We start from the raw sequence: 25,556 nt of genomic DNA on the forward strand, positions 1-25,556 counted from the left end.
ACTGCTCGACCAACGACCACCGCCGTTGGTCGAGCAGCGAGGGCCGAAGGCTCGAGCGACGCCGAGACCCAGCGAGCCCATGGCGTACGGCAAGCACGACGGTCACCCGGTCTCGGCAACGCTCCTCGCTGGCGCTCGTCACTGCTCGACCAACGACGGCCGTTGGTCGAGCAGCGAGGGCCGAAGGCTCGAGCGACGCCGAGACCCAGTGAGTCCATGGCGTGCGGGCGGGCACGTCACCCGGTCTCGGCGACGCTCCTCGCTGGCGCTCGTCACTGCTCGACCAACGGCGGGGCCGAAGGCTCGAGCGACGCCGAGACCCCGCCCCCGCACGGCGTACGGCGCCGACCTCAGGCGAGCAGCTCGGCGACCGAGCGGACCTCGTCGGCCGTGTTCAGGGAGAGCATCAGCGTGGTCACGCCGGTCTCCTCCCACTGCGCGACCCGCTCCTTGACCTCGCCGGTGGTGCCGATGATGTGCATGTCGTCGACGAGCTCGTCGGGGATCAGTGCGGTGGCCTGGTCCTTCTTGCCGGCCAGGTAGAGCTCCTGCACCTCGGCGGCGAGCGACTCGTAGCCCATCCGCACGAAGACCTGGTTGTGGAAGTTCGCCTCCTTGGCGCCCATCCCGCCCATGTAGAGCGCCACGACCGGCTTCATCCCGTCCACGACGCGCTGCTTCTCGGCGGCGTCGGCGACGACCTGGAAGTGGCAGGTCGCGGCGATCTCGAAGGTCTCGCGGGTGCGCCGGGCGCCTTCGCGGGCGAAGCCCTCGTCGAGCCAGGGCCGGTACATGCCGGCCGACCTCGGCGTGTAGAAGATCGGGATCCACCCGTCGGCGATCTCCGCGGTCTGCGCGACGTTCTTGGGCCCCTCGGCGCCCAGCCAGATGGGGATGTCGGGCCGCAGCGGGTGGGTGATCGACTTCAGGGGCTTGCCCAGGCCGACCGACCCCTCGCCGGCGTACGGCAGCGGGTAGTGCGGTCCGTCGTTGGTGACGGGACCCTCGCGGCGCAGCACCTGGCGGATGATGTCGACGACCTCGCGGGTGCGGGCCAACGGCTTGGCGAAGGGCTCGCCGTACCAGCCCTCCACCACCTGGGGCCCGCTCACGCCCATGCCCAGCACCATCCGGCCACCGCTGAGGTGGTCGAGGGTCAGCGCGTGCATGGCGATCGAGGTGGGGGTGCGCCCCGACATCTGCACGATCGAGGTGCCCAGCCGCACGCTCGTGGTCTCCCGGCCCCACCAGGCCAGCGGCGTGAAGGCGTCGGAGCCCCAGGCCTCGGCGGTGAAGACCGCGTCGAAGCCCGACTCGTCGGCGGCCCGGACGATCTCGGCGTGGTGGGTGGGCGGCTGTGCGCCCCAGTACCCCAGCTGCAGTCCCAACTTCATGGCCGACAGCCTGCCAGACCCCTTGCACGGAAGATAGAACGTGTTCTACTTTCGTCCTCATGTCGCGCACCCTGTCTGCCCCGGTCACCGTCGCCTTCGACTACACCCGGTCGACGGGGCCGGTCCTGGGCCGGTTCCTGACCGGCCTGCGCGACGGCGTGGTCGTCGGCGGGCGCACCAGCGACGGCGAGGTCGTCGTCCCGCCCCCGGAGTACGACCCCGTGACCCACGCCGCGACCATCGACTTCGTCGAGGTCTCGCCCACCGGCACCGTGGTGAGCTGGTCGTGGGTGGCCGAGCCCGTCGCCGCCCAGCCCTTCGACCGGCCCTTCGCCTTCGCCCTGGTGCTGCTCGACGGGGCCACCAGGCCCTTCCTGCACGCGCTCGACGTGGCCTCGCCCGGCGACGTGGCCACGGGCATGCGGGTGCAGGTCCGCTGGCGCGCCGAGCGCACCGGCGCCATCACCGACATCGAGTGCTTCGAGCCGGTCACCGACCAGGCGGCCCCGCCGCCCGGCCCGCGCAGCACCCTCGACCCCGTCACCGGCGTGGTCACCCCGGTCGCCCTCGACTACACCTACGCCGCCTCCCCCGAGGAGTCCGCGTTCTACCGCGGGCTGGCCGAGGGCCGCGTCCTGGGGCAGCGCTGCCCCACCTGCGCCAAGGTCTACGTGCCGCCGCGCAGCGCCTGCCCGGCCGACGGCACTCCCACCACCGACGAGGTCGAGCTCTCCCAGACCGGCACGGTGACGACCTTCTGCATCGTCAACGTGCCGTTCCTGGGCCAGCGCATCACGCCGCCCTACGTGTCGGCGTACGTGCTGCTCGACGGGGCCGACATCGCCTTCCTGCACCTGATCCTCGACGTCCCCGCCGACCAGGTGCGGATGGGGATGCGGGTCGAGGCCGTCTGGAAGCCGCGCGAGGAGTGGGGCACCACCATCGAGAACATCAGCCACTTCAGGCCGACCGGCGAACCGGACGCCGCCTACGACACCTACAGCCAGCACCTCTGAGCCGGGAAGAGAGACGCATGAGAGACGTCGCCGTCGTCGGGTTCGCCCAACGGCAGATGCAGGAGTTCGACGGGTCCCCCACGTGCGTGGAGCTGCTCGTGCCGCTCTTCGCGGAGTGCTACGAGCAGACCGGGTGGACCCGGCGCGACATCGGCTTCTGGTGCTCCGGGTCCTCCGACTACCTGGCCGGCCGCTCGTTCTCGTTCGTGCAGGCCGTCGACGCGATCGGGGTGATCCCCCCGGTCAACGAGTCGCACGTCGAGATGGACCTGGCCTGGGCGGTCTACGAGGCCTGGCTCAAGATCCAGACCGGCGAGGTCGACACCGCGCTGGTCTACGCCTTCGGCAAGAGCTCGGCGGGGCTGCTGCGACGCACCCTGGCCCTGCAGCTCGAGCCCTACACGATGACGCCGCTGTGGCCCGACACCGTGTCGCTGGCCGGGCTGCAGGCCCGCGCCGGCCTCGACGCCGGGCTCTGGGACGAGCAGGCCATGGCCGAGGTCGCCCACCGCTCGCTCACCGACGCCGAGACCAACGAGTACGCCGTGCGCAGCGGCGGCTCCTCGGTCGCCGAGCTCCTCGCCCGCCCGGTGTACGCCGACCCGTTGCGCAAGCACGACTGCGCACCGGTCACCGACGGGGCGGCCGCCATCGTGCTGGCCGCCGGCGACCGGGCCCGCGAGGTCCGCGGCCGGCCCGCATGGCTGAGCGGCATCTCCCACCACGTCGACCCGATGAGCATGGGCACCCGCGACCTGACCCGCTCGCCCTCGACGGCACGCTCGGGCGCGGCGCTCGACCTCGACGGGGTCGACCTCGCCGAGCTGCACGCGCCGTTCAGCCACCAGGAGCTGGTGCTGCGCCGTGAGCTGGGGCTGGGCGACGACGTGCGGATCAACCCCTCGGGCGGCGCCCTGACCAGCAACCCGATGTTCTCGGCCGGTGGCATCCGGATCGGCGAGGCGGCCCGGCGGGTGTGGGACGGGGAGTCCGACAAGGCGCTGGCCCACGCGACCAGCGGCCCGGCGCTGCAGCAGAACCTCGTGTGCACCCTGGAAGGACAGCGATGAGCAAGCAGCCAGCCGCCGTGATCGGGGTGGGCCAGACCCACCACCGCGCCAAGCGGGACGACGTGTCCATGGCCGGGCTGTGCCGCGAGGCGATGGACCGGGCCCTCGAGGACGCCGGCCTCACCCTCGACGAGATCGACGCGATCGTCGTCGGCAAGGCCCCCGACCTCTTCGAGGGCGTGATGATGCCCGAGCTGTTCCTGGCCGAGGCGCTGGGCGCGGCCGGCAAGCCCCTGCTGCGGGTGCACACCGCCGGGTCGGTGGGCGGGTCGACCGCGATCGTGGCGGCCTCGCTGGTGCAGGCCGGGGTGCACAAAAGGGTGCTCACCGTCGCCTACGAGAAGCAGTCGGAGTCGAACGCGATGTGGGCGCTGTCGGTGCCCGTGCCCTTCAACATGCCGGTGCACGCGGGCGCGGGCGGCTACTTCGCCCCCCACGTGCGCTCCTACATCCGCCGCTCGGGCGCGCCCACCCACGTCGGGGCGGTCGTCGCGGCCAAGGACCGCACCAACGCCCTGCGCAACCCCTACGCGCACCTGCACAACGAGGGCACCACCGTGGAGTCGGTGCTGGCCTCGCAGATGCTCTGGGACCCGATCCGCTACGACGAGACCTGCCCCTCCTCCGACGGCGCCTGCGCGCTGGTGATCGTCGACGAGGACGTCGCCGCCTCCTCGCCCAACCCCGCGTGGATCCACGGCACCGCGATGCGCTCGGAGGCGACCACGGCCGCCGAGCGCGACCAGGTCAACCCCCAGGCCAGCCGCGACGCCGCCGCCTCGCTGTGGAAGCAGGCCGGCATCACCTCCCCCATCGACGAGATCGACGTGGCCGAGATCTACGTGCCCTTCAGCTGGTTCGAGCCGATGTGGCTGGAGTCGCTGGGCTTCGCCGAGGAGGGCGCCGGCTGGAAGCTCACCGAGTCGGGCGAGACGGCCATGGACGGGCGGTTGCCGGTCAACTGCTCGGGCGGGGTGCTCTCGTCGAACCCGATCGGCGCCTCCGGCATGCTGCGCTTCGGCGAGGCGGCGCTGCAGGTGCGCGGCGCGGCCGGGGAGCACCAGGTCGACGGTGCGCGCCGGGCCCTGGGACACGCCTACGGCGGTGGCTCGCAGTTCTTCTCGATGTGGGTCGTGGGGGCGGAGAAGCCCCAGCACTGACGCCGTAGGCTCGGCGCATGATCGAGCTGCGCACGCCCACCCAGATCGAGCAGATGCGTCCCGCGGGACGCTTCGTGGCCGACGTCATCACCAGGCTCTCCGAGGTCGCCGACGTCGGGATGAACCTGCTCGAGCTCGACGCGGTGGCCCACGAGATGATCCGCGAGCGCGGCGCGGAGTCCTGCTACATCGACTACCACCCCTCCTTCGGCGCCTCGCCCTTCGGCAAGGTGCTGTGCACCTCGGTCAACGACGCGGTCCTGCACGGCCTGCCGCGCGACTACGTGCTCGCCGACGGCGACCTGCTCAGCGTCGACTTCGCCGCCAGCGTCGACGGCTGGGTCGCCGACTCCGCCTTCAGCATGGTCGTGGGCACGGCGCGGGCCGAGGACCTGCACCTGATCGAGGTCACCGACCGGGCACTGGCCGCCGGCATCGGCGCCACCACGGTCGGCAACCGCATCGGCGACATCTCGGCCGCCATCGGCGAGGTGGCCCGGGCCGAGGGCCTGAAGGTCAACCTGCAGTTCGGCGGGCACGGCGTGGGCCGCACGATGCACGGCGACCCGCACGTGCCCAACGACGGGCGGCCCGGGCGCGGCTTCAAGCTCAAGCCGGGGCTGGTCATCGCGATCGAGCCGTGGTTCGTGCACACCACCGACGAGATCTACACCGACGCCGACGGCTGGACCATCCGCAGCGCCGACGGCGCCCGGGGCGCCCACATGGAGCACACCGTGGCGGTCACCGAGGACGGCCCGCTGGTGCTCACCGCGCGTGGCTGAGGCCGCTCAGGCGTAGGCCACGCCCAGCTCCTTGATCCCGTTGATCCAGCTGTGGCGCAGCCGCCGCTCCGGGTCGGTGCGCCGCACGACCGGCGCGTGCTCGGCCAGCGCCTCGAAGATCAGCCGCACCTCGAGCCTGGCGAGGTTGGCGCCGATGCAGTAGTGCGCACCGTGGCCGCCGAAGGACAGGTGCGGGTTGGGGTCGCGGGTGATGTCGAAGCGGAACGGGTCCTCGAAGACGTCCTCGTCGAAGTTCGCGCTGGCGTAGAACAGCCCCACCCGCTGGCCCGCGCGCACCGCCACGCCACCGACCTCGACGTCGCGCAGCGCCGTACGCTGGAAGACGCTGACCGGGGTCGCCCAGCGGATCACCTCGTCGACCATCGTCGAGGGGCGCTCCCGCTTCCACAGCTCCCACTGGTCGGGGTGGTCGAGGAACGCGGCCATGCCGTGCGAGATGGCGTTGCGGGTCGTCTCGTTGCCCGCCACGGTCAGCAGGATGACGAAGTAGCCGAACTCGTCGTCGGTGAGCCCCCGGCCCTCCTTCTCGGCGCTGAGCAGCTTGGTGATCAGGTCGTCGCGGGGCTCCTCGCGGCGCGCGGCGGCCAGGCCCATGGCGTAGCCGAGGATCTCGGCGGCGGCGACGTCGGGCTCCCCCTGGTAGTCGGGGTCGTCGGAGGCCAGCATCTCGTTGGACCACTCGAAGAGCTTGCGGCGCTCCTCCTGCGGCACGCCGATCAGGTCGGCGATGGCCTGCAGCGGCAGCTCGGCGGCGACCTCCTCGACGAAGTTCCCGCTGCCCCGCTCGACGGCCTCCCGCACGATCTGGTGGGCACGCTGCTCCATGATCTCCTCGAGCCGCGCGATCGAGCGCGGCGTGAACCCGCGCGAGATGATCTGGCGGGTGGAGGTGTGCTCGGGAGCGTCCTGGTTGAGCAGGATGACGCGCTGCAGCTCGATCTGCTCGCGCTGCATGCCCTCCTGGAACCGGATGATCGCGCCGTTCTCGGAGGCCGAGAAGTCCTTGCTGTTCTTGGAGACCGCGGCCACGTCGGCGTACGCCGACAGCGCCCAGTAGCCGCTCCCGGACTCGACCGACATGCCGTCGCGCGAGGACTGCGGCTGCTCGACCCAGTGCACCGGCTCGTGGCGTCGCATCGCCCGCAGCTGCTCGTGCGGGACGCCCTCCCACAACACGTCGGGGTCGGTGGGGTCGAAGGTCGCGGGGACCGCCCCCTCGACGCTCATCGGTAGGCCACCTGCAGCTCCTTGACGCCGTTGACCCAGCCGCTGCGCAACCGGTTCGGCTCACCGAGCTGACGGATCTGCAGCCCCCGGTCGGCGATCGCGTTGAACATCAGGTCGACCTCCATGCGCGCCAGGTTGGCGCCGATGCAGTAGTGCGCACCGTGCCCGCCGAAGGCCTGGTGCGGGTTGGGGTCGCGGGTGATGTCGAAGCGGAAGGGGTCCTCGAAGACGTCCTCGTCGAAGTTCGCGCTGGCGTAGAGCAGCCCCACCCGCTCCCCCTTCGGCACCAGGACCCCACCGATCTCGACGTCGCGCAGCGCGGTGCGCTGGAAGGCGGTGATGGGGGTCGCCCAGCGGATGATCTCGTCGGTCGCGGTGCGGGGGCGGTGCTCGCGGTAGTGCTCCCACTGCGCGGGGTCGGCCATGAAGGCGTGCTGGCCCCAGGTGATGGCGTTGCGGGTGGTCTCGTTGCCGGCCACCGCCAGCAGGATCATGAAGAAGCCGAACTCGTCGTCGGTCAGGCCGCGCCCGTCGACGTCGGCGCTGATCAGGCGGGTGACGATGTCCTCACGGGGGTGCTGGCGCCGGTCGTCGGCCAGCGCCATGGAGTAGGCGAGGATCTCGGCGAAGGCCACCATCTGGTCGCCCTCGACCTCGGGGTCGTCGTAGGACATCAGCTGGTTGGACCACTCGAAGAGCCGGCCACGGTCCTCCTGGGGAACGCCGAGCAGGTCGGCGATGGCCTGCAGCGGCAGCTCGGCGGCCACGTCCTCGACGAAGTTGCCCTCGCCCTTGGCGACCGCGTCGTCGACGATCTTCTCGGCCCGTTGCTTCAGGCTGTCGTGCAGCGCGTTGATGGCGCGCGGGGTGAAGGCGCGCGAGACGATCTGGCGCAGCTTGGTGTGGTCGGGGGCGTCGTTGTTGATCAGCAGGAAGCTCGAGCCCTCCACCTCGTCGCGCGTCATCTCCGGGCCGAAGCGGATGATCACGCCGTTCTCGCGTGTCGAGAAGTCGGTCTGGTTCTTCGAGACCGCGGCCACTTCGGCGTGCCGGCTCACCGCCCAGAAGCCCTCGTGGTCGGGGAACCCAGCGCGGGCCTCGGCCCGCTGGGGGACGAAGGAGACCGGCGCGGTGCGGCGCAGGCGCAGCAGCTCCTCGTGGGGGACCCCCACCGCCAGGGTGTCCGGGTCGGTGGGGTCGAAGACCGTGTCACGGGTGTCGAGCTGGGTCACTGGCGCTTCTCCATCGTGGCGGCGGGTGGAACGTGTTCTAGTGAGAGAGGTTACATACCGGCAGTACGCCGTGCTAGCCGTCTGACGAGATTTGTTTGGCTGAAGTGAGAACGTGTTCTAGTTTGCTTCCATGGGCACCCCAGTGATCGTCGACGCCGTCCGCACCCCCCTCGGCAAGCGCAACGGCTGGCTGGCCGGTGTGCACCCCGCGCAGCTGCTCGCCTTCGTGCAGCGCCAGGTCGTCGAGCGCGCGGGCATCGACCCCGAGCTCGTCGAGCAGGTCGTCGGCGGCTGCGTCACCCAGGCCGGGGAGCAGTCCAACGACATGGTCCGACGCGCCTGGCTCTACGCCGGCCTCCCCCAGCACACCGGCGCGACCGCCATCGACGCCCAGTGCGGCTCGGGCCAGCAGTCCGCGCACCTGGTCGCCGACATGGTGGCCGCCGGCACCATCGACGTCGGGATCGCCTGCGGGGTCGAGGCGATGTCGCGCATCCCGCTGGGCGCCAACGTCCCGGCGGGGATGGGCGACCCGCGCCCCGCGGACTGGTCGATCGACCTGCCCAACCAGTTCGAGGCCGCCGACCGCATCGCCCGGCACCGCGGGCTGGACCGCGCCGACCTCGAGGCGTTCGGGCTCGCCAGCCAGCAGAAGGCGCGGGTCGCGGTCGACGAGGGTCGCTTCAAGCGCGAGATCGCGGCGTACGACGCGCCGGTGCTGGATGAGGACGGCTCCCCCACCGGCGAGACCCGGCTGGTCGACACCGACCAGGGCCTGCGCGAGACCACGCTCGAGGGGCTCGCCGGGCTCCGCACGGTGCTGCCCGACGGGCTGCACACCGCCGGCACCTCCTCGCAGATCTCCGACGGCGCCTCGGCGGTGCTGATCATGGACGAGGCGAGGGCGCGCGCCCTCGGGCTGCGCCCGCGTGCGCGGATCGTGACGCACTGCCTGGTCGGCTCCGACCCCTACTTCCACCTCGACGGGCCGATCGACGCGACCCAGCGGGTGCTCGACCGCACCGGCATGTCGATCTCCGACATCGACCTCTTCGAGGTCAACGAGGCCTTCGCCTCCGTCGTGCTGTCGTGGGCCGGCCAGCACCAGGTCGACATGGACCGGGTCAACGTCAACGGCGGCGCGATCGCCCTGGGCCACCCCGTCGGCTCCACCGGCACCCGCCTCATCACCACCGCCCTGCACGAGCTCGAGCGCCGCGAGCTCTCCACCGCCCTGGTCTCCATGTGCGCCGGCGGCGCCATGGCCACCGGCACCCTCCTCGAGCTGATCTGAGCGCCGCCCGCGGGAGTTTTATCGGGGACCTGATGGAACTCGCGCTGCCCTACTGATCCTTCGTGCAGGCGACGCGAGTTCCGTGTTGCTGCGGCGGCCGGCGGACTCAGTTATCCACAGGCGCGCGTCCTGACGGGTGCACCCGGCGGGCACCCGGAGCCAGACTCCGACCATGCTGGCTCACCTCACGGACGACCTCGGGGTCGTGCTGCGCCGCGACCTGGTCGCCGCGGGGCTCGACGACAACGCCATCGCGCGACGATGTCGAACGGGCGAGCTCACCCGCCTGCGGCAAGGGGTGTACGTCGCCACCGCGGCGTACACCGCCGCCGACGCGTCGGGGCGGCACCTCATGCTCTGCCGCGGGGTGATGCGCCTGTACCCCGCCGACGTGGCGCTGTCCCACACGAGCGCCGCCCTGGCGTACGGCGCCCCTGCGTGGCAGGTCCCTCTCGACGTCGCTCATGTCACCGGGCTCGAGCCGCAAGGGACGCGAACCCAGGCGCGGGTACGGCACCACGAGGGTGTGTGCCGTGTGGGGGACGTCTCGCGGCGTGAGGGGCACTGGATCACCGCCCCGGCTCGCACGGCGCTCGATGCGGCGTCGCTGCTCGATCGCGACGCGGCGGTGTGCGTGATCGACTGGTTCGTCGAGAGCGGTCACACCACCCTGGCCGAGTGCCGCCAGCAGCTGCTGTCGAGGCGGGAGTGGACCGACCACCTCGATCTGACCATGAAGCTCGACCACGCTCGCGAGGGGTCCCAGAGCGTCGCGGAGAGCCGCTGCCACCTGCTCTTCTCCGACCACGGACTGCCCAGGCCCCTGCAGCAGGTGGAGGTCCGCGACGAGCGGGGCTGGCTGGTCGGCATCGTCGACTTCGCGTGGCCGGAGCACCGGGTGGTGCTGGAGTTCGACGGGATCGAGAAGTACCACCGCTACCGCAGGCCCGGCGAGAGCATCGAGGAGATGGTCCTGCGGGAGAAGTGGCGAGAGGACCGCATCCGCGAGGTCATGGGCTGGACGATCATCCGGATCTCGTGGGCCGACCTGGAGCACCCGGCGCGCCTGGTCGAGCGGCTGCGACGCCAGCTCGCCCGGTCTGCCTGAGGTACGGAACTGGCGCTACCTGCACGAACCTTCAGCCAGGTAGCGCGAGTTCCATCGGGCACCCGATGAAACTCCCCCGCGGCGGCCTCAGGAGGGGCGGTAGCCCGAGGGGACGGCCCAGCTGCCGCCGGCGGAGCGCAGCTGCTCGTAGATGTCGTACTCGGGGGCGTAGTGCTCGAGGAGGCGGGTGCGGGTGGTGTCGGAGAGGGCGGGGGTGGCGGTGGAGGTCGACCAGTTCTTGGTGACCAGGTCGACCTGCTGGCCCAGCTGCTGGGCGATCCACGACTGCCACACGTCGGCGGCCTCGAGGGCGAAGATGCGGTCGACGCCGATGGTCAGGTCGTCGTCGAGAGCCACGAAGCGGGCCTGGCGCCCGGTGATGGCGCCGGGGGCGCCGTCGAGGTGGGCGGCCACGAAGTCGTCGAAGCTGGTCTCACCGGTCCACTTGCCGTCGGCCTTGCCCTTCAGCGCCGGGCGCTGCCGGTAGCGCCACCACGACTCCAGCCACGACACCGGCTCGCGGAAGAGCGTCACCAGCTCGTAGTCTCTGCGCTCGTAGCCGGCGCCCTGCAGCACCGGCACCATCCGGTTGGCGAAGGTGCGGCAGTTCATGTGCTTGAGGCGGGGGTTGACCCGCATCAGGATCTCGGCGTGGCCCTTCAGCGTGGTGACCAGCGTCGTCGAGGCGCACTTGGGCATCGACAGCATCACGAACCCGTGGGCAGGCAGAGCGATCACGTGCCCGAACCTACCGTTCACCCGCCCGACCGGAACCGGACGCCCCCGCATGCGTTGATACGACCATGTGCGACGACCACCACGCGCCCCACCGCGAGCTCACCGCCCCCGACGCGGCCACCCGCGCCCGCCTGACCCGCCGCAGCACCCTGGGCGCCGCCGGCGCAGGTCTGCTGATGGCCGGCACGGCGGGGACCCTGACCGGCGCGGCCGCGGCCCCGGGCAGCCCGGCCGCGCGCACCGGCGCCTCCCGCACCTCGCGGCTGACCCGGGGCACCCACCTCGTGCACGCCGACCTGCACAACCACACGCTGCTCAGCGACGGCGACGGCGACCCGGCGGCGGCGTTCGACTCGATGCGCGAGGCCGGTCTCGACGTGGCGGCGCTGACCGACCACGCCACGCTGTCCGACAACCTGCTCGGCGACGTGCTCACCGACCTGCTGCCGCCGGAGTACACCCAGGCCGCCGGCCTCACCCCGCGCGGGTGGCGCGCCACCGGGGCGTACGCCGACGCGGCCGACGTCGACGGCGCGTTCACCGCGATCCGTGGCTTCGAGTGGTCCGAGCCGCTGATCGGCCACGTCAACGTGTGGTTCAGCGAGCACTACACCGACGTCCTGCAGGCCGGCCTGATGCAGCCGCTGCTCGCCTGGCTGCGCCGCGAGCCCGGGCTGGTGCTCGACGGCGGCGCCGGCGCGCTGGCCGGCTTCAACCACCCGGGCCGCGAGCCCGGACGCTTCCAGGAGTTCGTGTACGACGCCCGCGTGCGCGACCAGGTCGTGGGCCTGGAGATGTTCAACCGGCGCGACGACTACCTCTTCGAGGGCTTCGCCGACGGCCGCGGCTCGCCGCTGTGCGTGTGCCTCAACAACGGCTGGCGCACCGGCATCACCGGCGTCACCGACGAGCACGGCACCGACTGGGGCTTCCCCGAGGGCAAGGGCCGCACGGGGCTGTGGGTGCGCGACCACAGCCGCCAGGGGGTCAAGCGCGCCATGCGCCGGCGCCGCTTCTTCGCCACCCGCACCTCCGGGCTGCGCCTCGACGCCACCGCCGCCACCCGCCAGGGCGCCCCGGTGCGGATGGGCTCGGTCGTCACCCTCCCCCGCCGCGGCCGTACGACGCTGACGCTGCGGCTGGACCTGGCGCGGGACCGCTCGTGGCGCGGGCGGCGCCTGGCCGCCCAGGTGCTGCGACCCGGCACCGACGCCCCGCTCGTGGCCGACGTGGTCGACTTCGAGGTCGGTCCGCTGCTCGAGCTGCGGGTGCCGGTCGACGTGGCCGACGGCGACTGGCTGCTGGTGCGGGTCTCCGACCCGGACGAGCCCAACGCGACACCGGGCCCGGAGGGCCACCCGTGCAACGACCTGGGGATCGCCTACACCAGCCCGTGGTGGCTGGAGACCCGCTGAGCCGCCGCAGCGAGGCTCACTCGGGCGCGGTGGTGCGGTACTGCCCGCGGAAGAACAGCAGCGGGTCGGGCTCCTGGGCACCGACCTGCAGGTCGAGGGCGCGCCCGATCACCACGTAGTGGTCGCCGGCCTCGTGCACGGCGTGCACGGTGCAGTCGATGTGCGCCAGGGTGCCGCTGAGCACCGGCGACCCGGTGTGCTGCGAGGGTGTCCAGTCGACGCCGGCGAACTTGTCGACGCCGCGGCTGGCCATCTGGTTGGACAGCGCGGCCTGGTCGGCGGCGAGCACGTTGACGCAGAAGCGGCCCGAGCGCTGGATCAGCGGCCAGGCGCGCGCGGTCTTCGACGGCACGAACAGCACCAGCGGCGGGTCGAGGGAGACGCTCGAGAACGACTGGCAGGTCATCCCGACCGGCTCGTCGCCGCTCATCGTGGTGACGACGGCGACGCCGGAGCCGAACTGGCTCAGCACGTCGCGGAAGCGGCGGGCCGCGGCGGCCGCCGCCGGGTCCTCGCCGGGCACGGCGACGTCCTCACCGGGCCCGAGGTGCAGGTCGTAGACCGAGTCGCCGAGCCAGGACTCGATCAGCTCGGGGCTGGGCCAGGTCTCCCGGGCGTCCGGGCTCATCCCCTCGGGGATCTGGGCGTGCTCCGACATGGTCTCGACCTTAGACATCACTGCCCACCCGAGAAGTCGTGCCCCCAGTAGGAGACCGCCGTCGACTCGCGCGCCACCCACCGGGCGTCGTCGACCTGGAGGCCGTCGGTGCCGAACTCGATGTCGAAGCCACCGGGCGAGCGGACGTAGAAGGAGACCATCTCGTCGTTCATGTGCCGGCCCAGGGTCGCCGAAAGCGGCGCACCGTGCTTGCGCACCCGCTCCAGCGCCCGCCCGACGTCGTCGAGCTCCTCGACCTCGAGCATGATGTGCACGCAGCGCGCCGGGTTCGGCATCGGCAGGAACGCCAGCGAGTGGTGGCGCGGGTTGACGCCCAGGAAGCGCAGCCACACCTTCGAGCCGGCCTCCTTGCCGACGAACTCACCGGGCATGCTCATCGAGTCGCGCAGCCGGAAGCCGAGCACCTCGGAGTAGAAGCGAAGCGCCTCGACGTCGTCGTCGACCGGCACCACGATGTGGCCCATCCCCTGGTCGCCGGTCACGAAGCGCGCGCCGTACGGCGTCACGACGGGCCGCGACTCGTAGGTGATGCCGTGGAAGAGCTCGAAGACGTTGCCGAAGGGGTCCTCGAAGCGCACCAGCTCCTGGACCCGGCGCTCGTCGAGCTCCTCGCCGCTGCCCTCCTCGAAGGCGACCCCGGCCTCCTTCAGGTGCTCCCTCGCGGCCTGGAGCGCCTGGTGGTCGGCGACCTCCCAGCCGGTGCAGGCGAGCTGGTCGACGTCGGCGGGCACCACGACCAGGCGCGCGGAGACCGCGTCGATGCGGAAGTAGAGGTGGTCGGGGTGCGGCCCGCGCCCCTCGGCGAGGCCGAGCACCTTGGTCGCGAAGTGGCGCCACTGCTCGGGGTCGGTGCTGGCCACCCGCACGTAGCCCATGGAACGGATGTCGATGCTCATGGGCGAGCCCTCTCCTGGTGGCGGGCGAGGAAGGCGGTGGCCACCTCGCGGAACTCCTCGGCGGCCTCGATCTGGGCCCAGTGGCCGCAGTGGGGGAAGACGTGCAGGCTGGCGCGCGGGATCAGCTTGAGCGCGGCCATCGCCCCGTCGAGCGGGTTGACGCGGTCCTCGCGGCCCCAGGTCAGCAGGGTGTGCTTGCGCAGCCGGTGCGCCTCGCGCCACAGCATGCCGTCCTCGGCGGTCTCGGGGTCCCAGAAGGACATCCCCATCGAGCGCATCGCCTCCTGCGCGCCGGGCGCGGTGGCGTCGGCGTACCGGGCGGCGACGAGCTCGTCGGTGACCAGCGACTGGTCGACGACCATGGTCGAGATGAAGGCGCGCAGCCGTTCGGGGGTCGGGTCGCCGCCGAACTCCATCAACCGCTGCACCCCCTCGGTCGGGTCGGCGTGGAAGAGGTTGAGCGAGAGCCCGCCGGGGCCCATCAGCACCAGCCGCCCGACCCGGTCGGGGTAGGACAGCGCCAGCCGCATCGCCGTGCCGCCGCCGAGGCTGTTGCCGAGCAGGTGGATCCGCTCGATGCCCAGCTCGTCGAGCAGCGCGACCACGGCGTCGGCGGCGAAGCGGTAGTAGTTGCCGACCACCGGCGGCTTGTCGGAGCCGCCGAACCCGGGCTGGTCGACCAGGACCGTGCGGAAGGTCTGCGCGAACCCGGGCAGCGCCGGGCCGAAGTTCGACCACGACGAGGCGCCGGGCCCACCGCCGTGCAGCATCACCAGTGGCAGCCCACCGCCGACGTCAGTGGGCTCCCCCGCCTCGTAGTAGCGCAGGGTGATCTCGCCGGCGGCGTCGGTGGCGACCGTGGCCTCGTGCTGGAGGGAGTCGGGAGTCACGGTCAGTACATCCCCGGGTCGACCTTGTGGCCGAACTCGTGGGCGCCGAACATCTGCAGGGCGCGCTCGGGGTCGTTGGCGGCGTGCACCCGCCCGGCGTGCGCGTCGCGCCAGGCGCGCTGCAGGTAGGTGCCCTGGGCCAGCGCCCGGCCCCCGGACGCCTCGAAGAGCTCGTCGATGGCGTCGATGGCGCGCTGCGAGCCGATGACCTGGTCGCGGCGCACCTTCAGGCGCAGGCGCAGCGGGATCTGCTCGCCCCGGGCCACGTGCGCCTGCTCCTCGCGGATGTTGCCCACCAGCAGCGCCCAGGCCGCGTCGATCTCGCTGGAGGCGCGGGCGATGCGGACCATCGCGAAGGGGTCCTTCGAGGCCTTCTCCCCCAGGTACGCCGCGCGGCTGCGCTGCTGCTGCATCTCGACGTGCTCGGCGTAGGCGCCCATGGCCATCCCGATGATCGGGGTGGTGATGGTGCCGGTGAAGATCGAGTGGAAGGGCAGCTTGTAGAGGTCGCTGGTGTTCTGCGCCTGGCCCGGGCCCCGGCACGAGCCGGTCTCGCCCATCGAGAGCGTGAAGGCCTCGGGGACGAACACGTCGTCGACCACGACGTCGTTGGAGCCGGTGCCCGAGAGCCCGACCATGTGCCACACGTCGTTGATGGTGTAGTCGGGGCGCGGGACCATGAACGTCTTGAAGTCGACCACGTTGCCGTCGCCGTCGAGGACCAGCCCGCCCAGCAGCACCCAGCTGCAGTGGTCGGCGCCCGAGGAGAAGCTCCACTTGCCCGAGAGCCGGTAGCCGCCGTCGGTGACCACCGCCTTGCCCGTGGGGGCGTAGGAGGAGGAGAGGCGGGTGGCGGTGTCCTCGCCCCACACCGCCTGCTGCGCCTCGTCGGCGAAGAGCGCCACCTGCCAGGGGTGCACGCCCACGACGCTGCTGACCCAGCCGGTCGAGCCGCAGGCCGAGGCGATGTCGCGCACCGCGGTGTAGAAGTCGACCGGGTCGGCCTCGAAGCCGTCGAAGCGGCGCGGCTGCAGGAGCTTGAAGAAGCCGGTCTCCTCCAGCTCCTTGATGTTGGCGTCGGGCACCACCCGGAGACGCTCGGCCTCGTCCGCACGCTCGCGGAGGCCCGGGAGCAGGTCGCGCACCCCGTCGAGAACAGCCTGGGTCATCATGATCTCCTGTCGGTGGAACGTGTTCCACCAAGATTAGAACACGTTCTAGTCTTGGACAAGGAGCCGCCCCTCACCCGTCGGCCGCCGCCTTGTCCAGCTCGGCGCGCAGCATCAGCGCGATGTCGACGAGCTGGTCCTCCTGGCCGCCGATCAGCTTGCGGCGCCCCGCCTCGAGCAGGATCTTGGCCCCCGAGACGTCGTAGCGCTCGGCGGCGTTGCCCGCGTGCTTGAGGAAGCTCGAGTAGACCCCCGCGTAGCCCATCATCAGCGTCATCCGGTCGAGCCGGCACTCCTCGGGCATCGCCGGGCGGATGACGTCCTCCGAGGCGTCCACGACCTGCAGGAAGTCGACGCCGGTGCGCCAGCCGAGCTTGTCGCACACCCCGATGAAGGCCTCCAGCGGCGTGTTGCCGGCGCCGGCGCCGAAGCGGCGTACGGAGCCGTCGATCTGGGTGGCCCCGGCACGCGCGGCGATCACGGTGTTGGCGACCCCGAGCCCGAGGTTCTCGTGGCCGTGGAAGCCCACGTCGGCGACGTCGCCGATCTCGGCGACGACCGCAGCGACCCGGTCGGCGGTCTGCTCCATCACCAGCGCCCCGGCCGAGTCGACGACGTAGACGCACTGGCAGCCCGCGTCGACCATGGTCCGGGCCTGCGCGGCGAGCACCTCGGGTGGCTGGGTGTGGCTCATCATCAGGAAGCCGACGGTCTCGAGCCCCAGCTCGCGGGCCAGCCCGAAGTGCTGGATCGAGGTGTCGGCCTCGGTGCAGTGCGTGGCGATGCGGCAAATCTGGCCGCCGTTGTCCTGCGCGGCACGGATGTCGTCCTTGGTGCCCACGCCGGGCAGCATCAGGAACGCGATCCGGGCCCGGGTCGCGGTCTCGGCCGCGGTGCGGATCAGCTCCTGCTCGGGGGTGCGCGAGAAGCCGTAGTTGAAGGACGAGCCGCCCAGCCCGTCGCCGTGGGTCACCTCGATCACCGGGACGCCCGAGGCGTCGAGGGCGGCCACGATGTCGCGCACCTCGGTGGTGGTGAACTGGTGGCGCTTGTGGTGCGAGCCGTCGCGCAGGCAGGTGTCGGTCAGGCGCAGGTCGAGGTCGCCGCCGTGGCGACCGCTCCAGGTGCGGGCCAGGTCGTCGCGTGCGGTGCTCATCGGGTGGCTCCCTGGGTGAGGATCGAGGCGGATCGGGCGATCGTGTCGCCGACGCGGGCGGCCGCGGCGGTCATGATGTCGAGGTTGCCGGCGTACGGCGGCAGGTAGTCGCCGGCGCCCTCGACCTCGATGAAGACCGAGAGCTTGAGCTGGCCCTGCGTGGCCGGCGAGGGCTCGTCGAGCTGGGGCTCCTGGAGCAGCCGGTAGCCGGGCACGTACTCCTGGACCGCCTTCTCCATGGCGGTCACCGAGGCCAGGATCGCGTCGCGGTCGGCCTCGGGCGGCACCGCGCAGTAGATGGTGTCGCGCATGATCATCGGCGGCTCGGCCGGGTTGAGGATGATGATCGCCTTCCCGCGGGCGGCGCCACCGATGCTCTCGACGCCCGCGGCCGTGGTGCGGGTGAACTCGTCGATGTTGGCGCGGGTGCCGGGACCGGCCGACATCGACGACACCGAGGCCACGATCTCGGCGTAGGAGACGCCGCCGACGTCGGCCACGGCCCGGGAGACCGCCGCCACCATCGGGATCGTCGCCTGGCCGCCGCAGGTGATCATGTTGACGTTCATCGCGTCGGCGTGGTCGGCGCCGTTGACCGGCGGGATCACCGCCGGTCCGACCGCGGCCGGGGTGAGGTCGACCGCGCGGATGCCCCGCTCCTCGTAGCGGGGCGCGTACTCGCGGTGCACGTGGGCCGAGGTCGCCTCGAAGACCAGGTCCGGCAGCTCGTCCTGCCCGAGCAGCCAGTCGACCCCCTGGTGGGAGGCCTGCAGGCCCTGCTCGGTGGCCAGCCGCAGACCCTCGGAGGCGGGGTCGACCCCGACCATCCACCGGGGCTCCACGTGCTCGCTGCGCAGCAGCTTGAACATCAGGTCGGTGCCGATGTTGCCGGGCCCGACGATGGCGGCGGTCAGCTTCTGGTTGCTCACGGCCGTCATGCTAGAACCTGTTACAGTTTTGCGCCATGACGGGTACGCCGCGCGCTCCTCGAGCAGCCACCAGCACCATCACGGCCGCCGACCCACTGCCCACCGAGGTCGACGTCGTCGTCGTGGGTGCGGGCGGCGCCGGGATGACCGCGGCGCTGGCCGCCGGCACCGCCGGGCTCGACACCCTCCTGGTCGAGAAGAGCGGCTACTTCGGCGGCTCGACCGCCCGCTCCGGCGGCGGAGTGTGGATCCCCGGCAACTACGCCCTGCGCGAGGCCGGCCAGGTCGACGACGACGACCACGAGCAGGCGATGGCCTACCTCGAGGCCATCGTGGGCGACGTGGTGCCCCGGGTGCGCCGCGAGACCTACCTGCGCCGCGGCCCCGAGGTGATGGACTTCCTGCGCGAGCGCACTCCCCTGCGCTTCGCGTGGGTGCCGGGCTACAGCGACTACCTGCCCGAGCAGCCGGGCGGCCGGGCGGCGGGCCGCAGCTGCGAGCCGGTGCCGATGGACGCCTCCTTCCTGGGCGCCGAGCTCGAGCGGCTGCACCCGGCGTACAGCAAGGCGCCGGCCAACATGATCGTCACCCAGGCCGACTTCCGCAGGATCAGCCTGGGCATGCGTACCTGGCGCGGCCCGGCGACGATGCTGAAGGTGCTGGTCAGGCGGGTCGTGGCCGGCCTGCGCCGGCACCGGATGTACGCGATGGGCAACGCCATCGTCATCAGCCTGCGCCAGGGGCTCATCGAGGCCGGCGTGCCGCTGGCCTACGACACCGCCCTCGACGAGCTCGTGCTCGAGCACGGCCGGGTGGTGGGCGTGCGCGTCACCCGCGGGGGGCAGCGCCACGAGGTCCGCGCCCGACGCGGCGTGGTGCTGGGCAGCGGCGGCTTCGAGCGCAACCTCGAGCTGCGCGAGCAGCACCAGCCGCGCCCGACCTCGGTGGAGTGGACCACCGGCTCGGAGTTCAACACCGGCGCCGGACTCCTGGCCGGCATCGCCGTCGGCGCCCGGACCGACCTGCTCGACGACGCGTGGTGGGGCCCGACCATCCCGCTGCCGGGCCGGCCGTGGTTCTGCCTGGCCGAGCGCAACCTGCCCGGCTCGGTCATCGTCAACGGCGCGGGGCGCCGCTTCATGAACGAGGCGCTGCCCTACGTCGAGGCCGTGCACGAGATCTACGCCGGCGAGGCCACCGGGGTGCAGCACGTGCCGGCCTGGATGGTCTTCGACCAGCGCTACCGCAACCGCTACCTCTTCGCCGGGCTCGGGCCCCGCCAGCCCTTCCCCGGGCGCTGGTACAAGGAGGGCGTCGTGAAGAAGGCCGACTCGCTCGCGGCGCTCGCGGAGCAGATCGAGGTGCCGGTCGAGGGCCTCACCTCGACCGTGCAGCGCTTCAACACCTTCGCGGCCAGCGGGGTCGACGAGGACTTCCACCGCGGCGACTCGGCCTACGACAAGTACTACTCCGACCCGACGGTCAAGCCGAACCCGTCGCTGCACCGCATCGACCAGGGTCCGTTCTACGCCGTCAAGATCGTGCCCGGCGACCTGGGCACGAAGGGCGGGCTGGTCACCGACGAGCAGGCGCGGGTGCTGCGCGAGGACGGCTCGGTGGTCGAGGGCCTCTACGCCGCGGGCAACGTCTCGTCGGCGGTGATGGGCCGCACCTACGCCGGCCCCGGGGCGACCATCGGGCCCGCGCTGACCTTCGGCTGGCTCGCCGTGGAGCACCTGGCCTCGCAGGAGCCCGCGACCAGCACCCCCGGACCGGCCGAGGAGGCCTCCTGATGCCCATCGACCCCGACGTCGCCATCGGCGCCGACCTCGGCACCCGCACCTTCAGCTGGGACGCCAGCGACGTGCTGCTCTACCACCTCGGCATCGGCGCCGGCTCGCACCCGGGCGACCAGGTCGACCCCGGCGCGCTGCGCTGGACCCTCGAGGGCCCCGGGCTGCAGGTGCTGCCGTCCTTCGGCGTCGTGGCCCCGACCTTCCACGAGACCGACCCGCCGCCGCTCGACCTGCCCGGCTGCGACATCGACCTGGCCCAGGTGGTGCACGGCTCCCAGTCGATCACCGTGCACGCACCACTGCCCACGGCCGGCACGGCCAGCGTCAGCACCCGCATCAGCGACGTGTGGGACAAAGGGAAGGCCGCGGTCGTCTGGCAGGAGGCGACCGCGTCGTCCGCGGACGGCGAGGTGCTGTGGACCACCCGCTCGTCGATCTTCGTGCGCGGCGAGGGCGGCTGGGGCGGCGAGCGCGGCTCGTCGCAGCCGGTCGAGCTGCCCGAGCGGGCTCCCGACACCGAGACGTCGTACGCCGTCACCCCGCAGCAGGCACTGCTCTACCGGCTCTGCGGCGACCGCAACCCGCTGCACGCCGACCCCGGCTTCGCGGAGGCCGCCGGCTTCCCCGCCCCCATCCTGCACGGGCTGTGCTCCTACGGCATCGTGCTGCGAGAGCTGACCGAGCAGCTGCTCGGCGGCGACGCCACGTCGGTCGGAGGCTTCTCCGCGCGCTTCGCGGGAGTGGTCTTCCCCGGCGAGACCATCGGGGTGCGGGGCTGGCGCGAGGACGGCCGCGTGGTGGCCTCGGCGAGGATCGCCGGCGGCGAGCGAGACGGCTCGCCGGTGCTGGCCGACTGCGTGCTCGACCTGGCCTGAGCCGGCCTGGGCCGGCTACCGGCCGCGGGCTCCGGCCAGCTGCTCGCGCACCCAGCGCAGCGACGGGGCGGTGCGCACGCTGCCGCGCGAGAACACCGTCGGCACGGTCGCGTCGCCGCCGTTGACGCTGCGCACCCGGGCCAGCGCATCGGGGTCGCGGGAGATGTCGACCCACACCACCCGGGCGCCGGTGACCAGCAGCCCCAGACGCAGCTTGAGGCAGTGGTGGCAGCCGGGGCGCCAGTAGACCACCGGCACGCCCTGCTCGCGGCCACGCTTGCGACCGGCGGCGTCGCCCGGCGAGCTCGGGAAGAGCAGCGGCGAGAGCAGGTACGCCAGCAGCACCATCAGCGCGGCCAGCACGACCGACCCGGGGCCGGGGTCGCTGCCGAGCATCACGCCGGCCGCGACCAGCAGCGCGGCCGAGCCGCCCCACCGGCCCATCAGGCCCTCCTGCCCAGCACGTAGAGGCGCTGGCTGGTCTCCCCCAGCGCCGGGCGGGGACCGCGCACGAACCACTCGACGTCGACGAGCCCGGCCGCCTCGACGGCCGCGACGACGTCGGCAGGGTCGTGGTGCACGAGCGTGAGCCCGCCCTCACCGAGGTCGACGTCGAGCCAGCTCTCGATCCGGCGCACCTCGGAGCCCGCCTGCAGACCCAGCAGCAGCACCCCGCCGGGCGCCAGCGGGCGCGCCAGCGCGGCGACGGCGTCGGCGAGCTCGGAGCCGGCGAGGTGGACCAGCGAGTACCAGCCGAGCACCGCGCCCCACCCCTCGGCGCTCTCGGGGCGGATCAGCCGCCGCAGGTCACCGACGTCGAAGCGCACCCCGGGGTGCCGCTCCCTGGCCTGCGCCACCATCTCGGCCGAGACGTCGAGGCCCCGGGCGTCGACCCCCAGCCCGGCGAGGTGGGCGGTGACGTGGCCCGGCCCGCACCCGGCGTCGACCACCGGCAGCCCGGCCGCGTCCTGCGCGGCCCGCTCCAGCAGCCAGCGATCGAAGGGCAGGTCGGCCAGCTCGCCTGCGAAGCGCTCGGCGTAGGGCGCGGCCACGGCGTCGTACGCCGCCCGCACCCGCGCGTCGCGACGCTCGGCGCCCTCGGCCAGCGGGGCCTCGCGGTCGACCGGGGCGACCGCCGCGCCCGGCACGGACGCCGGGTCGGGCTCGGCGGGCCCCAGCAGGTGCGCCCAGCGGTGGTCCTGCTCGCGCGGGCGCCGCTCGAGCTGCTGGACCAACGGCTCGTCGCGGGCGGCGAGCCGGGAAAGGCACGCCGCCACCTCGTCGCGGTCGGCGAAGGTGTGCAGCCGCTCGGTGCGGGTGCGCAGCTCGCCCGGGGACTGCGGCCCGCGCAGCAGCAGCACCGTGAGCACCGCGCGCTCGTCGTCGTCGAGGCCCAGCACCTCGTCGAGGACCTGGTGGTACTTCAGGGTGCGGCGCCCGGTGTCGGACCACACGATCCGCAGCAGGCCCCGCTCCTTGAGCGCGTGGGCGCACTGCTTGACGTCGTCCTCGTCGAGGTCGGTGACCGGGTCGCGGCTGCTGGACTGGTTGCAGGCGGTGCGCAGGCCTCCCAGCGTCATCGGGTAGGACGCCGGCACGGTCACCTGCTTCTCCATCAGCGCGCCGAGCACACGCTGCTGGGTGGCGTCGAGGGGCTGGTCGAGCATGTCCCCAACCTAGTGGGCGCCCCCGGCCCGGGCCGAGGCAGGACTCACAGGTCGTGGACCTCGCCGGCGTCGGGGTCCCAGCGCCGCAGCGAGGTCAGGCGCAGCTCGAGGCTGGCGTCGCGCTCGGCGTCGAGACCGGCCAGCACCTCCAGGGCCCGCGGCACGTCGGCCCGCGCGAGCCGCCGGGCCAGGGTCAGGTGCGGCACCCAGCCCAGGTGCCGGCGCTCCGGCACCTGCACGCGCACCGCGAGCACGCGGCGTACGACGTCGTCGGCGAGCTGGACCGGCCGGGCCAGGGTGACCCGGCCCTCGCCGAGCAGCAGCACCCCGCCGACCAGCGCCGTGACCGGCAGCAGGCCGCCCAGGCGGGCCCGGGCGACGTCGAGAGCGGCGTCGGGCAGCGCCTCGGCCTCGACGACGCTGACGTGCGGGGCGTTGGTGGCGCCCCGGTGGTCGAGCTGGGAGGGCAGCCCGGCGTCCGCCAGGGCCTGCCACTGGGCACGGACCGACTCCTGGCCCTCGTCGTCGGGGAGCAGCTCGAGGGAGTGCAGGCGCGGCATGGGCCCCATCCTGCCCGGTGGGCGGTCCTGTGCCACGATCCAGCGCATGGCCTGGTTGGTGCTCGTCGTCTCCGGTGTCCTCGAAGCGGTGTGGGCCACGGCCCTGGGCCGCTCGGAGGGCCTGAGCCGGCTGGTGCCGTCGGTGGTCTTCGGCGTGGCGGTGGTGCTGAGCATGCTCGGCCTGGCCCAGGCGATGCGCACCCTCCCGGTCGGCACGGCGTACGCCGTATGGGTCGGCATCGGCGCGTCGCTGACGGTGGCCTACGCGATGGTCACCGGCGACGAGCCGGCCGACCTCGCACGCGTCGCGCTGCTCGTCGGCCTGGTCGGCTGCATCGTGGGTCTCAAGCTCGTCAGCTGAGCCAGCGTGCGGCACGACGGGTGTGCGCGGCCCTGGTGGCGGGCTCCATCCGGTCGTGCACCCGGCGGGTCAGAGCGCCCAGCTCAGCGACACGATCGTGCCGACCACGAGGACCTCCAGGACCAGGAGCAGCACGGTGACGCTGGTCAGGGTGCTGGTGCACGTGGACCGCCCGGGCGCGGGGGCGAGGTCCGGGCGACCGAAGCCCGCACCCACCCAGGCGAGACCGATCAGCGTGGCCACCGGGACCACGAGGACGGCCGTCACCCAAGGCACGACCGTCAACACCCACCACGTGCCCACATGCAGGCCCTCTGCGAAGGCCGAGACGACCCACGGCAGCTGCACGAGGACCACGAAGCCCACCAGGACCCAGGCCGCGACCACGAGGACGCGCCGCTGGCCGTCCTGCTCCTGCTCGAGCCCACCGGGCTCCTCGCCGTCCTCGCGCGGGAAGCGGCGGTCGTGCTGCGCCCGGGACGACATGCGTCGAGCCTAGTCGCGCCAGGCGCCGGACCCGGCCCGCCCTGCGGCGCTCACCCCGGCGGGCGTGTGTGCCGCGCCGCTGGCGGGGGTACCCGGAGGGCCGACAGACCCGCCGTCAGCGCCTGGGAGGCGACATGGACCACGAGGCCTCGGAGACCACCCTGCGGTTCGTCGGTACCGCGACGACACTGCTCGACCTCGGGCCGTTCACGGTGCTCACCGACCCCAACTTCCTGCACCAGGGCCAACGCGCCTACCTGGGCAAGGGGCTGTTCTCCCGGCGGCTGACCGAGCCCGCGCTGCAGCCCGAGGACCTGCCCCGGCTCGACGGGGTGCTGCTCTCGCACCTGCACGGTGACTCGGGAAGTGGGGCTTCGACGAGTCCGCGGGGATGAGCACCTGGGAGAGCGTCGAGCTCGAGCGCGACGGCTGGCGTCTGCGGATCACCTCGGTGCCCGGCGTGCACGGGCCCGGGCCCGCACGGTTCCTCCTGCCGTCGGTGATGGGCTCCGTCCTCGGGCTGTCCCGCCCCGACGCCTCGCGGCCCTTCCGGCTCTACGTCAGCGGCGACACGCTCTACCGGCCCTGGCTGCGCGAGGTCGTCGAGCGGTGCGGCCCCCTCGACGCGGCCGTCGTGCACCTGGGGGGGCACCCGCGTGCTGGGCCTGACGGTGACGATGGACGACCGGCAGGGCGTCGACCTGGTCCGGCTGCTCGGGCCGGCCGTGACGGTGCCCGTGCACCACGACGACTACGGGGTCTTCCGCTCGCCGCTGTCCGACTTCGTGTCCAGGCACGCCGAGGCCGACCTGGCCGACACACTGCGGCTGGTGGAGCGCGGCGCGACCGTCGACCTGGGGAAGCCCGCGGGGGGCAGCTCCGCGCCCTAGAGTCCTGGCATGACGATGCCCGCATGGCCCGGCTCCTGGACCCCCGGCTCGCACACGGCCGACGGGGTCACCCACCCGACGTACCGTCGCGGGACCGGCCCCGGCGTCGTCGTCGTCCACGAGATCCCGGGGCTGACCGCCGAGGTCATCGGCTTCGCCGACGAGCTCGTCGAGGCCGGCTACACCGTGGTGCTGCCGCACCTCTTCGGCGAGACCGGGCGCCCGATGAGTGTGGGCCAGGTCGCGAAGGTGATGCCGAAGGTGTGCATCAACCGCGAGTTCACCGTGATGGCGGCCGGGGAGACGTCACCCGTCGTGGCGTGGTTGCGCGACCTCGCCCGGTCGCTGCACGACGAGCTCGGCGGGCCCGGCGTGGGCGCGCTCGGTATGTGCCTGACCGGCGGGTTCGCGCTGGCCATGGCCGTGGACACCTCTGTGGCCGCGCCGGTGCTGTGCCAGCCCTCGCTGCCGTTCCCGGTGGGTCGCCGACGCGCCGCCGACCTGGGCCTCTCCCCCGCCGACCTCGACGTCGTCAAGCAGCGCGGCTGCAGCGTGCTGGGCCTGCAGTTCGAGAAGGACCCCACCACCGGCACCCGATTCGACACCCTCGACCGCGAGCTCGGCGACGCCTTCATCCGCGTCGACCTCCCCGGCCGCGGCCACTCCACCGTCACCGTCCACCGCCGCCAGGAGGCCGTCGACCGGGTGCTCGGCTTCTTCGACGACCTGCTCAGCGGCTAGA

At 72.7% G+C, this 25,556-nt stretch carries 27 protein-coding genes; 13 read left to right on the forward strand and 14 right to left on the reverse strand.

The window, feature by feature from the left end; genetic code table 11:
* Nucleotides 1–350 precede the first annotated feature (350 nt).
* Nucleotides 351–1,394, reverse strand: coding sequence for an LLM class F420-dependent oxidoreductase (locus tag ABKW28_RS08905; RefSeq protein ID WP_348608420.1), 1,044 nt, complete (start codon nt 1,392–1,394; stop codon nt 351–353).
* Between the two features lie 59 nt (nt 1,395–1,453).
* Between ABKW28_RS08905 and ABKW28_RS08910 the strand changes: the two genes are divergently transcribed.
* From ABKW28_RS08910 to map, 4 genes are read left to right on the forward strand one after another with little or no spacing between them, the layout of a single operon-like run.
* Nucleotides 1,454–2,410: an OB-fold domain-containing protein gene (locus tag ABKW28_RS08910; RefSeq protein ID WP_348608423.1), complete on the forward strand. Its 957-nt coding sequence runs from the start codon at nt 1,454–1,456 to the stop codon at nt 2,408–2,410.
* A gap of 17 nt (nt 2,411–2,427) precedes the next feature.
* On the forward strand, nt 2,428–3,480 hold the full coding sequence (locus tag ABKW28_RS08915) for a thiolase domain-containing protein (protein WP_348608426.1): 1,053 nt from the start codon (nt 2,428–2,430) through the stop codon (nt 3,478–3,480).
* A complete protein-coding gene (locus ABKW28_RS08920; RefSeq protein WP_193670649.1) occupies nt 3,477–4,640 on the forward strand; it encodes a thiolase domain-containing protein in 1,164 nt (387 codons plus the stop codon). Before ABKW28_RS08915 ends, ABKW28_RS08920 begins: the two co-directional genes overlap by 4 nt.
* A 17-nt stretch (nt 4,641–4,657) precedes the next feature.
* Nucleotides 4,658–5,425 carry a type I methionyl aminopeptidase gene (gene map / locus ABKW28_RS08925; RefSeq protein ID WP_193670648.1) on the forward strand — a complete coding sequence of 256 codons (768 nt, stop codon included), beginning with the start codon at nt 4,658–4,660 and terminating at the stop codon, nt 5,423–5,425.
* 6 nt (nt 5,426–5,431) lie between these two features.
* On the opposite strand, the gene ABKW28_RS08930 is transcribed toward map, so the two are convergent.
* Together ABKW28_RS08930 and ABKW28_RS08935 are read right to left on the reverse strand one after the other, a co-directional pair.
* Entirely contained in the window at nt 5,432–6,673 is a 1,242-nt protein-coding gene (locus tag ABKW28_RS08930) for a cytochrome P450 (protein ID WP_348608429.1), read from the reverse strand.
* Nucleotides 6,670–7,905 carry a cytochrome P450 gene (locus ABKW28_RS08935; RefSeq protein ID WP_193670646.1) on the reverse strand — a complete coding sequence of 412 codons (1,236 nt, stop codon included), beginning with the start codon at nt 7,903–7,905 and terminating at the stop codon, nt 6,670–6,672. The genes ABKW28_RS08930 and ABKW28_RS08935 overlap by 4 nt, the downstream gene beginning before the upstream one ends.
* Nucleotides 7,906–8,035: 130 nt before the next feature.
* Between ABKW28_RS08935 and ABKW28_RS08940 the strand changes: the two genes are divergently transcribed.
* Nucleotides 8,036–9,199, forward strand: coding sequence for a steroid 3-ketoacyl-CoA thiolase (locus tag ABKW28_RS08940; RefSeq protein WP_348608432.1), 1,164 nt, complete (start codon nt 8,036–8,038; stop codon nt 9,197–9,199).
* 172 nt (nt 9,200–9,371) lie between these two features.
* The gene (locus ABKW28_RS08945) at nt 9,372–10,307 is read left to right on the forward strand and encodes a type IV toxin-antitoxin system AbiEi family antitoxin domain-containing protein (protein WP_348608435.1); all 936 of its coding nucleotides are present in this window, start codon (nt 9,372–9,374) and stop codon (nt 10,305–10,307) included.
* 87 nt (nt 10,308–10,394) lie between these two features.
* Here the strand turns inward: ABKW28_RS08945 and ABKW28_RS08950 are convergent, their stop codons facing one another.
* Nucleotides 10,395–11,045, reverse strand: coding sequence for a hypothetical protein (locus ABKW28_RS08950; RefSeq protein ID WP_348608438.1), 651 nt, complete (start codon nt 11,043–11,045; stop codon nt 10,395–10,397).
* A gap of 65 nt (nt 11,046–11,110) precedes the next feature.
* On the opposite strand from ABKW28_RS08950, the gene ABKW28_RS08955 reads away from it, so the two are divergent.
* Nucleotides 11,111–12,460: a hypothetical protein gene (locus ABKW28_RS08955; protein ID WP_348608441.1), complete on the forward strand. Its 1,350-nt coding sequence runs from the start codon at nt 11,111–11,113 to the stop codon at nt 12,458–12,460.
* Between the two features lie 16 nt (nt 12,461–12,476).
* Here the strand turns inward: ABKW28_RS08955 and ABKW28_RS08960 are convergent, their stop codons facing one another.
* From ABKW28_RS08960 to ABKW28_RS08985, 6 genes are all read right to left on the reverse strand, one after another.
* Nucleotides 12,477–13,118, reverse strand: coding sequence for a flavin reductase family protein (locus tag ABKW28_RS08960; protein ID WP_348608444.1), 642 nt, complete (start codon nt 13,116–13,118; stop codon nt 12,477–12,479).
* Nucleotides 13,119–13,135: 17 nt separating this feature from the next.
* On the reverse strand, nt 13,136–14,035 hold the full coding sequence (hsaC, locus tag ABKW28_RS08965) for an iron-dependent extradiol dioxygenase HsaC (RefSeq protein ID WP_348608447.1): 900 nt from the start codon (nt 14,033–14,035) through the stop codon (nt 13,136–13,138).
* Complete coding sequence (gene hsaD / locus ABKW28_RS08970) at nt 14,032–14,925, reverse strand: 4,5:9,10-diseco-3-hydroxy-5,9,17-trioxoandrosta-1(10),2-diene-4-oate hydrolase (protein WP_348608450.1); 894 nt, start codon at nt 14,923–14,925, stop codon at nt 14,032–14,034. Before hsaD ends, hsaC begins: the two co-directional genes overlap by 4 nt.
* A 2-nt stretch (nt 14,926–14,927) precedes the next feature.
* Complete coding sequence (hsaA, locus tag ABKW28_RS08975; protein WP_348608453.1) at nt 14,928–16,094, reverse strand: 3-hydroxy-9,10-secoandrosta-1,3,5(10)-triene-9,17-dione monooxygenase oxygenase subunit; 1,167 nt, start codon at nt 16,092–16,094, stop codon at nt 14,928–14,930.
* Nucleotides 16,095–16,167: 73 nt separating this feature from the next.
* Nucleotides 16,168–17,250 (reverse strand): 4-hydroxy-2-oxovalerate aldolase, encoded by a 1,083-nt coding sequence (gene dmpG, locus ABKW28_RS08980; RefSeq protein WP_348608456.1) that lies wholly within the window; start codon nt 17,248–17,250, stop codon nt 16,168–16,170.
* Nucleotides 17,247–18,179 carry an acetaldehyde dehydrogenase (acetylating) gene (locus tag ABKW28_RS08985; protein ID WP_348608459.1) on the reverse strand — a complete coding sequence of 311 codons (933 nt, stop codon included), beginning with the start codon at nt 18,177–18,179 and terminating at the stop codon, nt 17,247–17,249. Before ABKW28_RS08985 ends, dmpG begins: the two co-directional genes overlap by 4 nt.
* Nucleotides 18,180–18,214: 35 nt before the next feature.
* On the opposite strand from ABKW28_RS08985, the gene kstD reads away from it, so the two are divergent.
* Both kstD and ABKW28_RS08995 read left to right on the forward strand, forming a co-directional pair.
* The gene (gene kstD / locus ABKW28_RS08990) at nt 18,215–19,972 is read left to right on the forward strand and encodes a 3-oxosteroid 1-dehydrogenase (RefSeq protein WP_348608462.1); all 1,758 of its coding nucleotides are present in this window, start codon (nt 18,215–18,217) and stop codon (nt 19,970–19,972) included.
* Nucleotides 19,972–20,850, forward strand: coding sequence for a MaoC/PaaZ C-terminal domain-containing protein (locus ABKW28_RS08995; RefSeq protein ID WP_348608465.1), 879 nt, complete (start codon nt 19,972–19,974; stop codon nt 20,848–20,850). The genes kstD and ABKW28_RS08995 overlap by 1 nt, the downstream gene beginning before the upstream one ends.
* Before the next feature lie 15 nt (nt 20,851–20,865).
* Here ABKW28_RS08995 and ABKW28_RS09000 read toward each other — a convergent pair whose 3' ends face one another.
* Genes ABKW28_RS09000 through ABKW28_RS09010 form a run of 3 tightly spaced genes read right to left on the reverse strand, consistent with a single transcriptional unit; the run spans nt 20,866 to nt 23,077 of the window.
* Nucleotides 20,866–21,294 carry a glutaredoxin domain-containing protein gene (locus tag ABKW28_RS09000; protein WP_193670636.1) on the reverse strand — a complete coding sequence of 143 codons (429 nt, stop codon included), beginning with the start codon at nt 21,292–21,294 and terminating at the stop codon, nt 20,866–20,868.
* Entirely contained in the window at nt 21,294–22,517 is a 1,224-nt protein-coding gene (locus ABKW28_RS09005) for a DUF480 domain-containing protein (protein WP_348608471.1), read from the reverse strand. The genes ABKW28_RS09000 and ABKW28_RS09005 overlap by 1 nt, the downstream gene beginning before the upstream one ends.
* Before the next feature lie 44 nt (nt 22,518–22,561).
* Nucleotides 22,562–23,077 carry a 2'-5' RNA ligase family protein gene (locus ABKW28_RS09010; protein ID WP_348608476.1) on the reverse strand — a complete coding sequence of 172 codons (516 nt, stop codon included), beginning with the start codon at nt 23,075–23,077 and terminating at the stop codon, nt 22,562–22,564.
* Between the two features lie 46 nt (nt 23,078–23,123).
* On the opposite strand from ABKW28_RS09010, the gene ABKW28_RS09015 reads away from it, so the two are divergent.
* Nucleotides 23,124–23,438 carry a multidrug efflux SMR transporter gene (locus ABKW28_RS09015; RefSeq protein WP_193670633.1) on the forward strand — a complete coding sequence of 105 codons (315 nt, stop codon included), beginning with the start codon at nt 23,124–23,126 and terminating at the stop codon, nt 23,436–23,438.
* Between the two features lie 69 nt (nt 23,439–23,507).
* Here ABKW28_RS09015 and ABKW28_RS09020 read toward each other — a convergent pair whose 3' ends face one another.
* Nucleotides 23,508–23,924: a hypothetical protein gene (locus ABKW28_RS09020; protein WP_193670632.1), complete on the reverse strand. Its 417-nt coding sequence runs from the start codon at nt 23,922–23,924 to the stop codon at nt 23,508–23,510.
* Nucleotides 23,925–24,058: 134 nt separating this feature from the next.
* Here ABKW28_RS09020 and ABKW28_RS09025 point away from each other — a divergent pair, with 134 nt between their 5' ends.
* From ABKW28_RS09025 to ABKW28_RS09035, 3 genes are all read left to right on the forward strand, one after another.
* Complete coding sequence (locus ABKW28_RS09025) at nt 24,059–24,319, forward strand: hypothetical protein (protein ID WP_348608478.1); 261 nt, start codon at nt 24,059–24,061, stop codon at nt 24,317–24,319.
* A gap of 261 nt (nt 24,320–24,580) precedes the next feature.
* Nucleotides 24,581–24,814, forward strand: coding sequence for a hypothetical protein (locus ABKW28_RS09030; protein WP_348608481.1), 234 nt, complete (start codon nt 24,581–24,583; stop codon nt 24,812–24,814).
* Nucleotides 24,815–24,823: 9 nt separating this feature from the next.
* Nucleotides 24,824–25,555: a dienelactone hydrolase family protein gene (locus ABKW28_RS09035; RefSeq protein WP_348608484.1), complete on the forward strand. Its 732-nt coding sequence runs from the start codon at nt 24,824–24,826 to the stop codon at nt 25,553–25,555.
* Nucleotide 25,556: the final 1 nt, after the last annotated feature.

It is taken from the genome of Nocardioides sp. 31GB23 (genome assembly GCF_040012395.1).
In the GTDB taxonomy this organism is placed as follows: domain Bacteria; phylum Actinomycetota; class Actinomycetes; order Propionibacteriales; family Nocardioidaceae; genus Nocardioides; species Nocardioides salarius.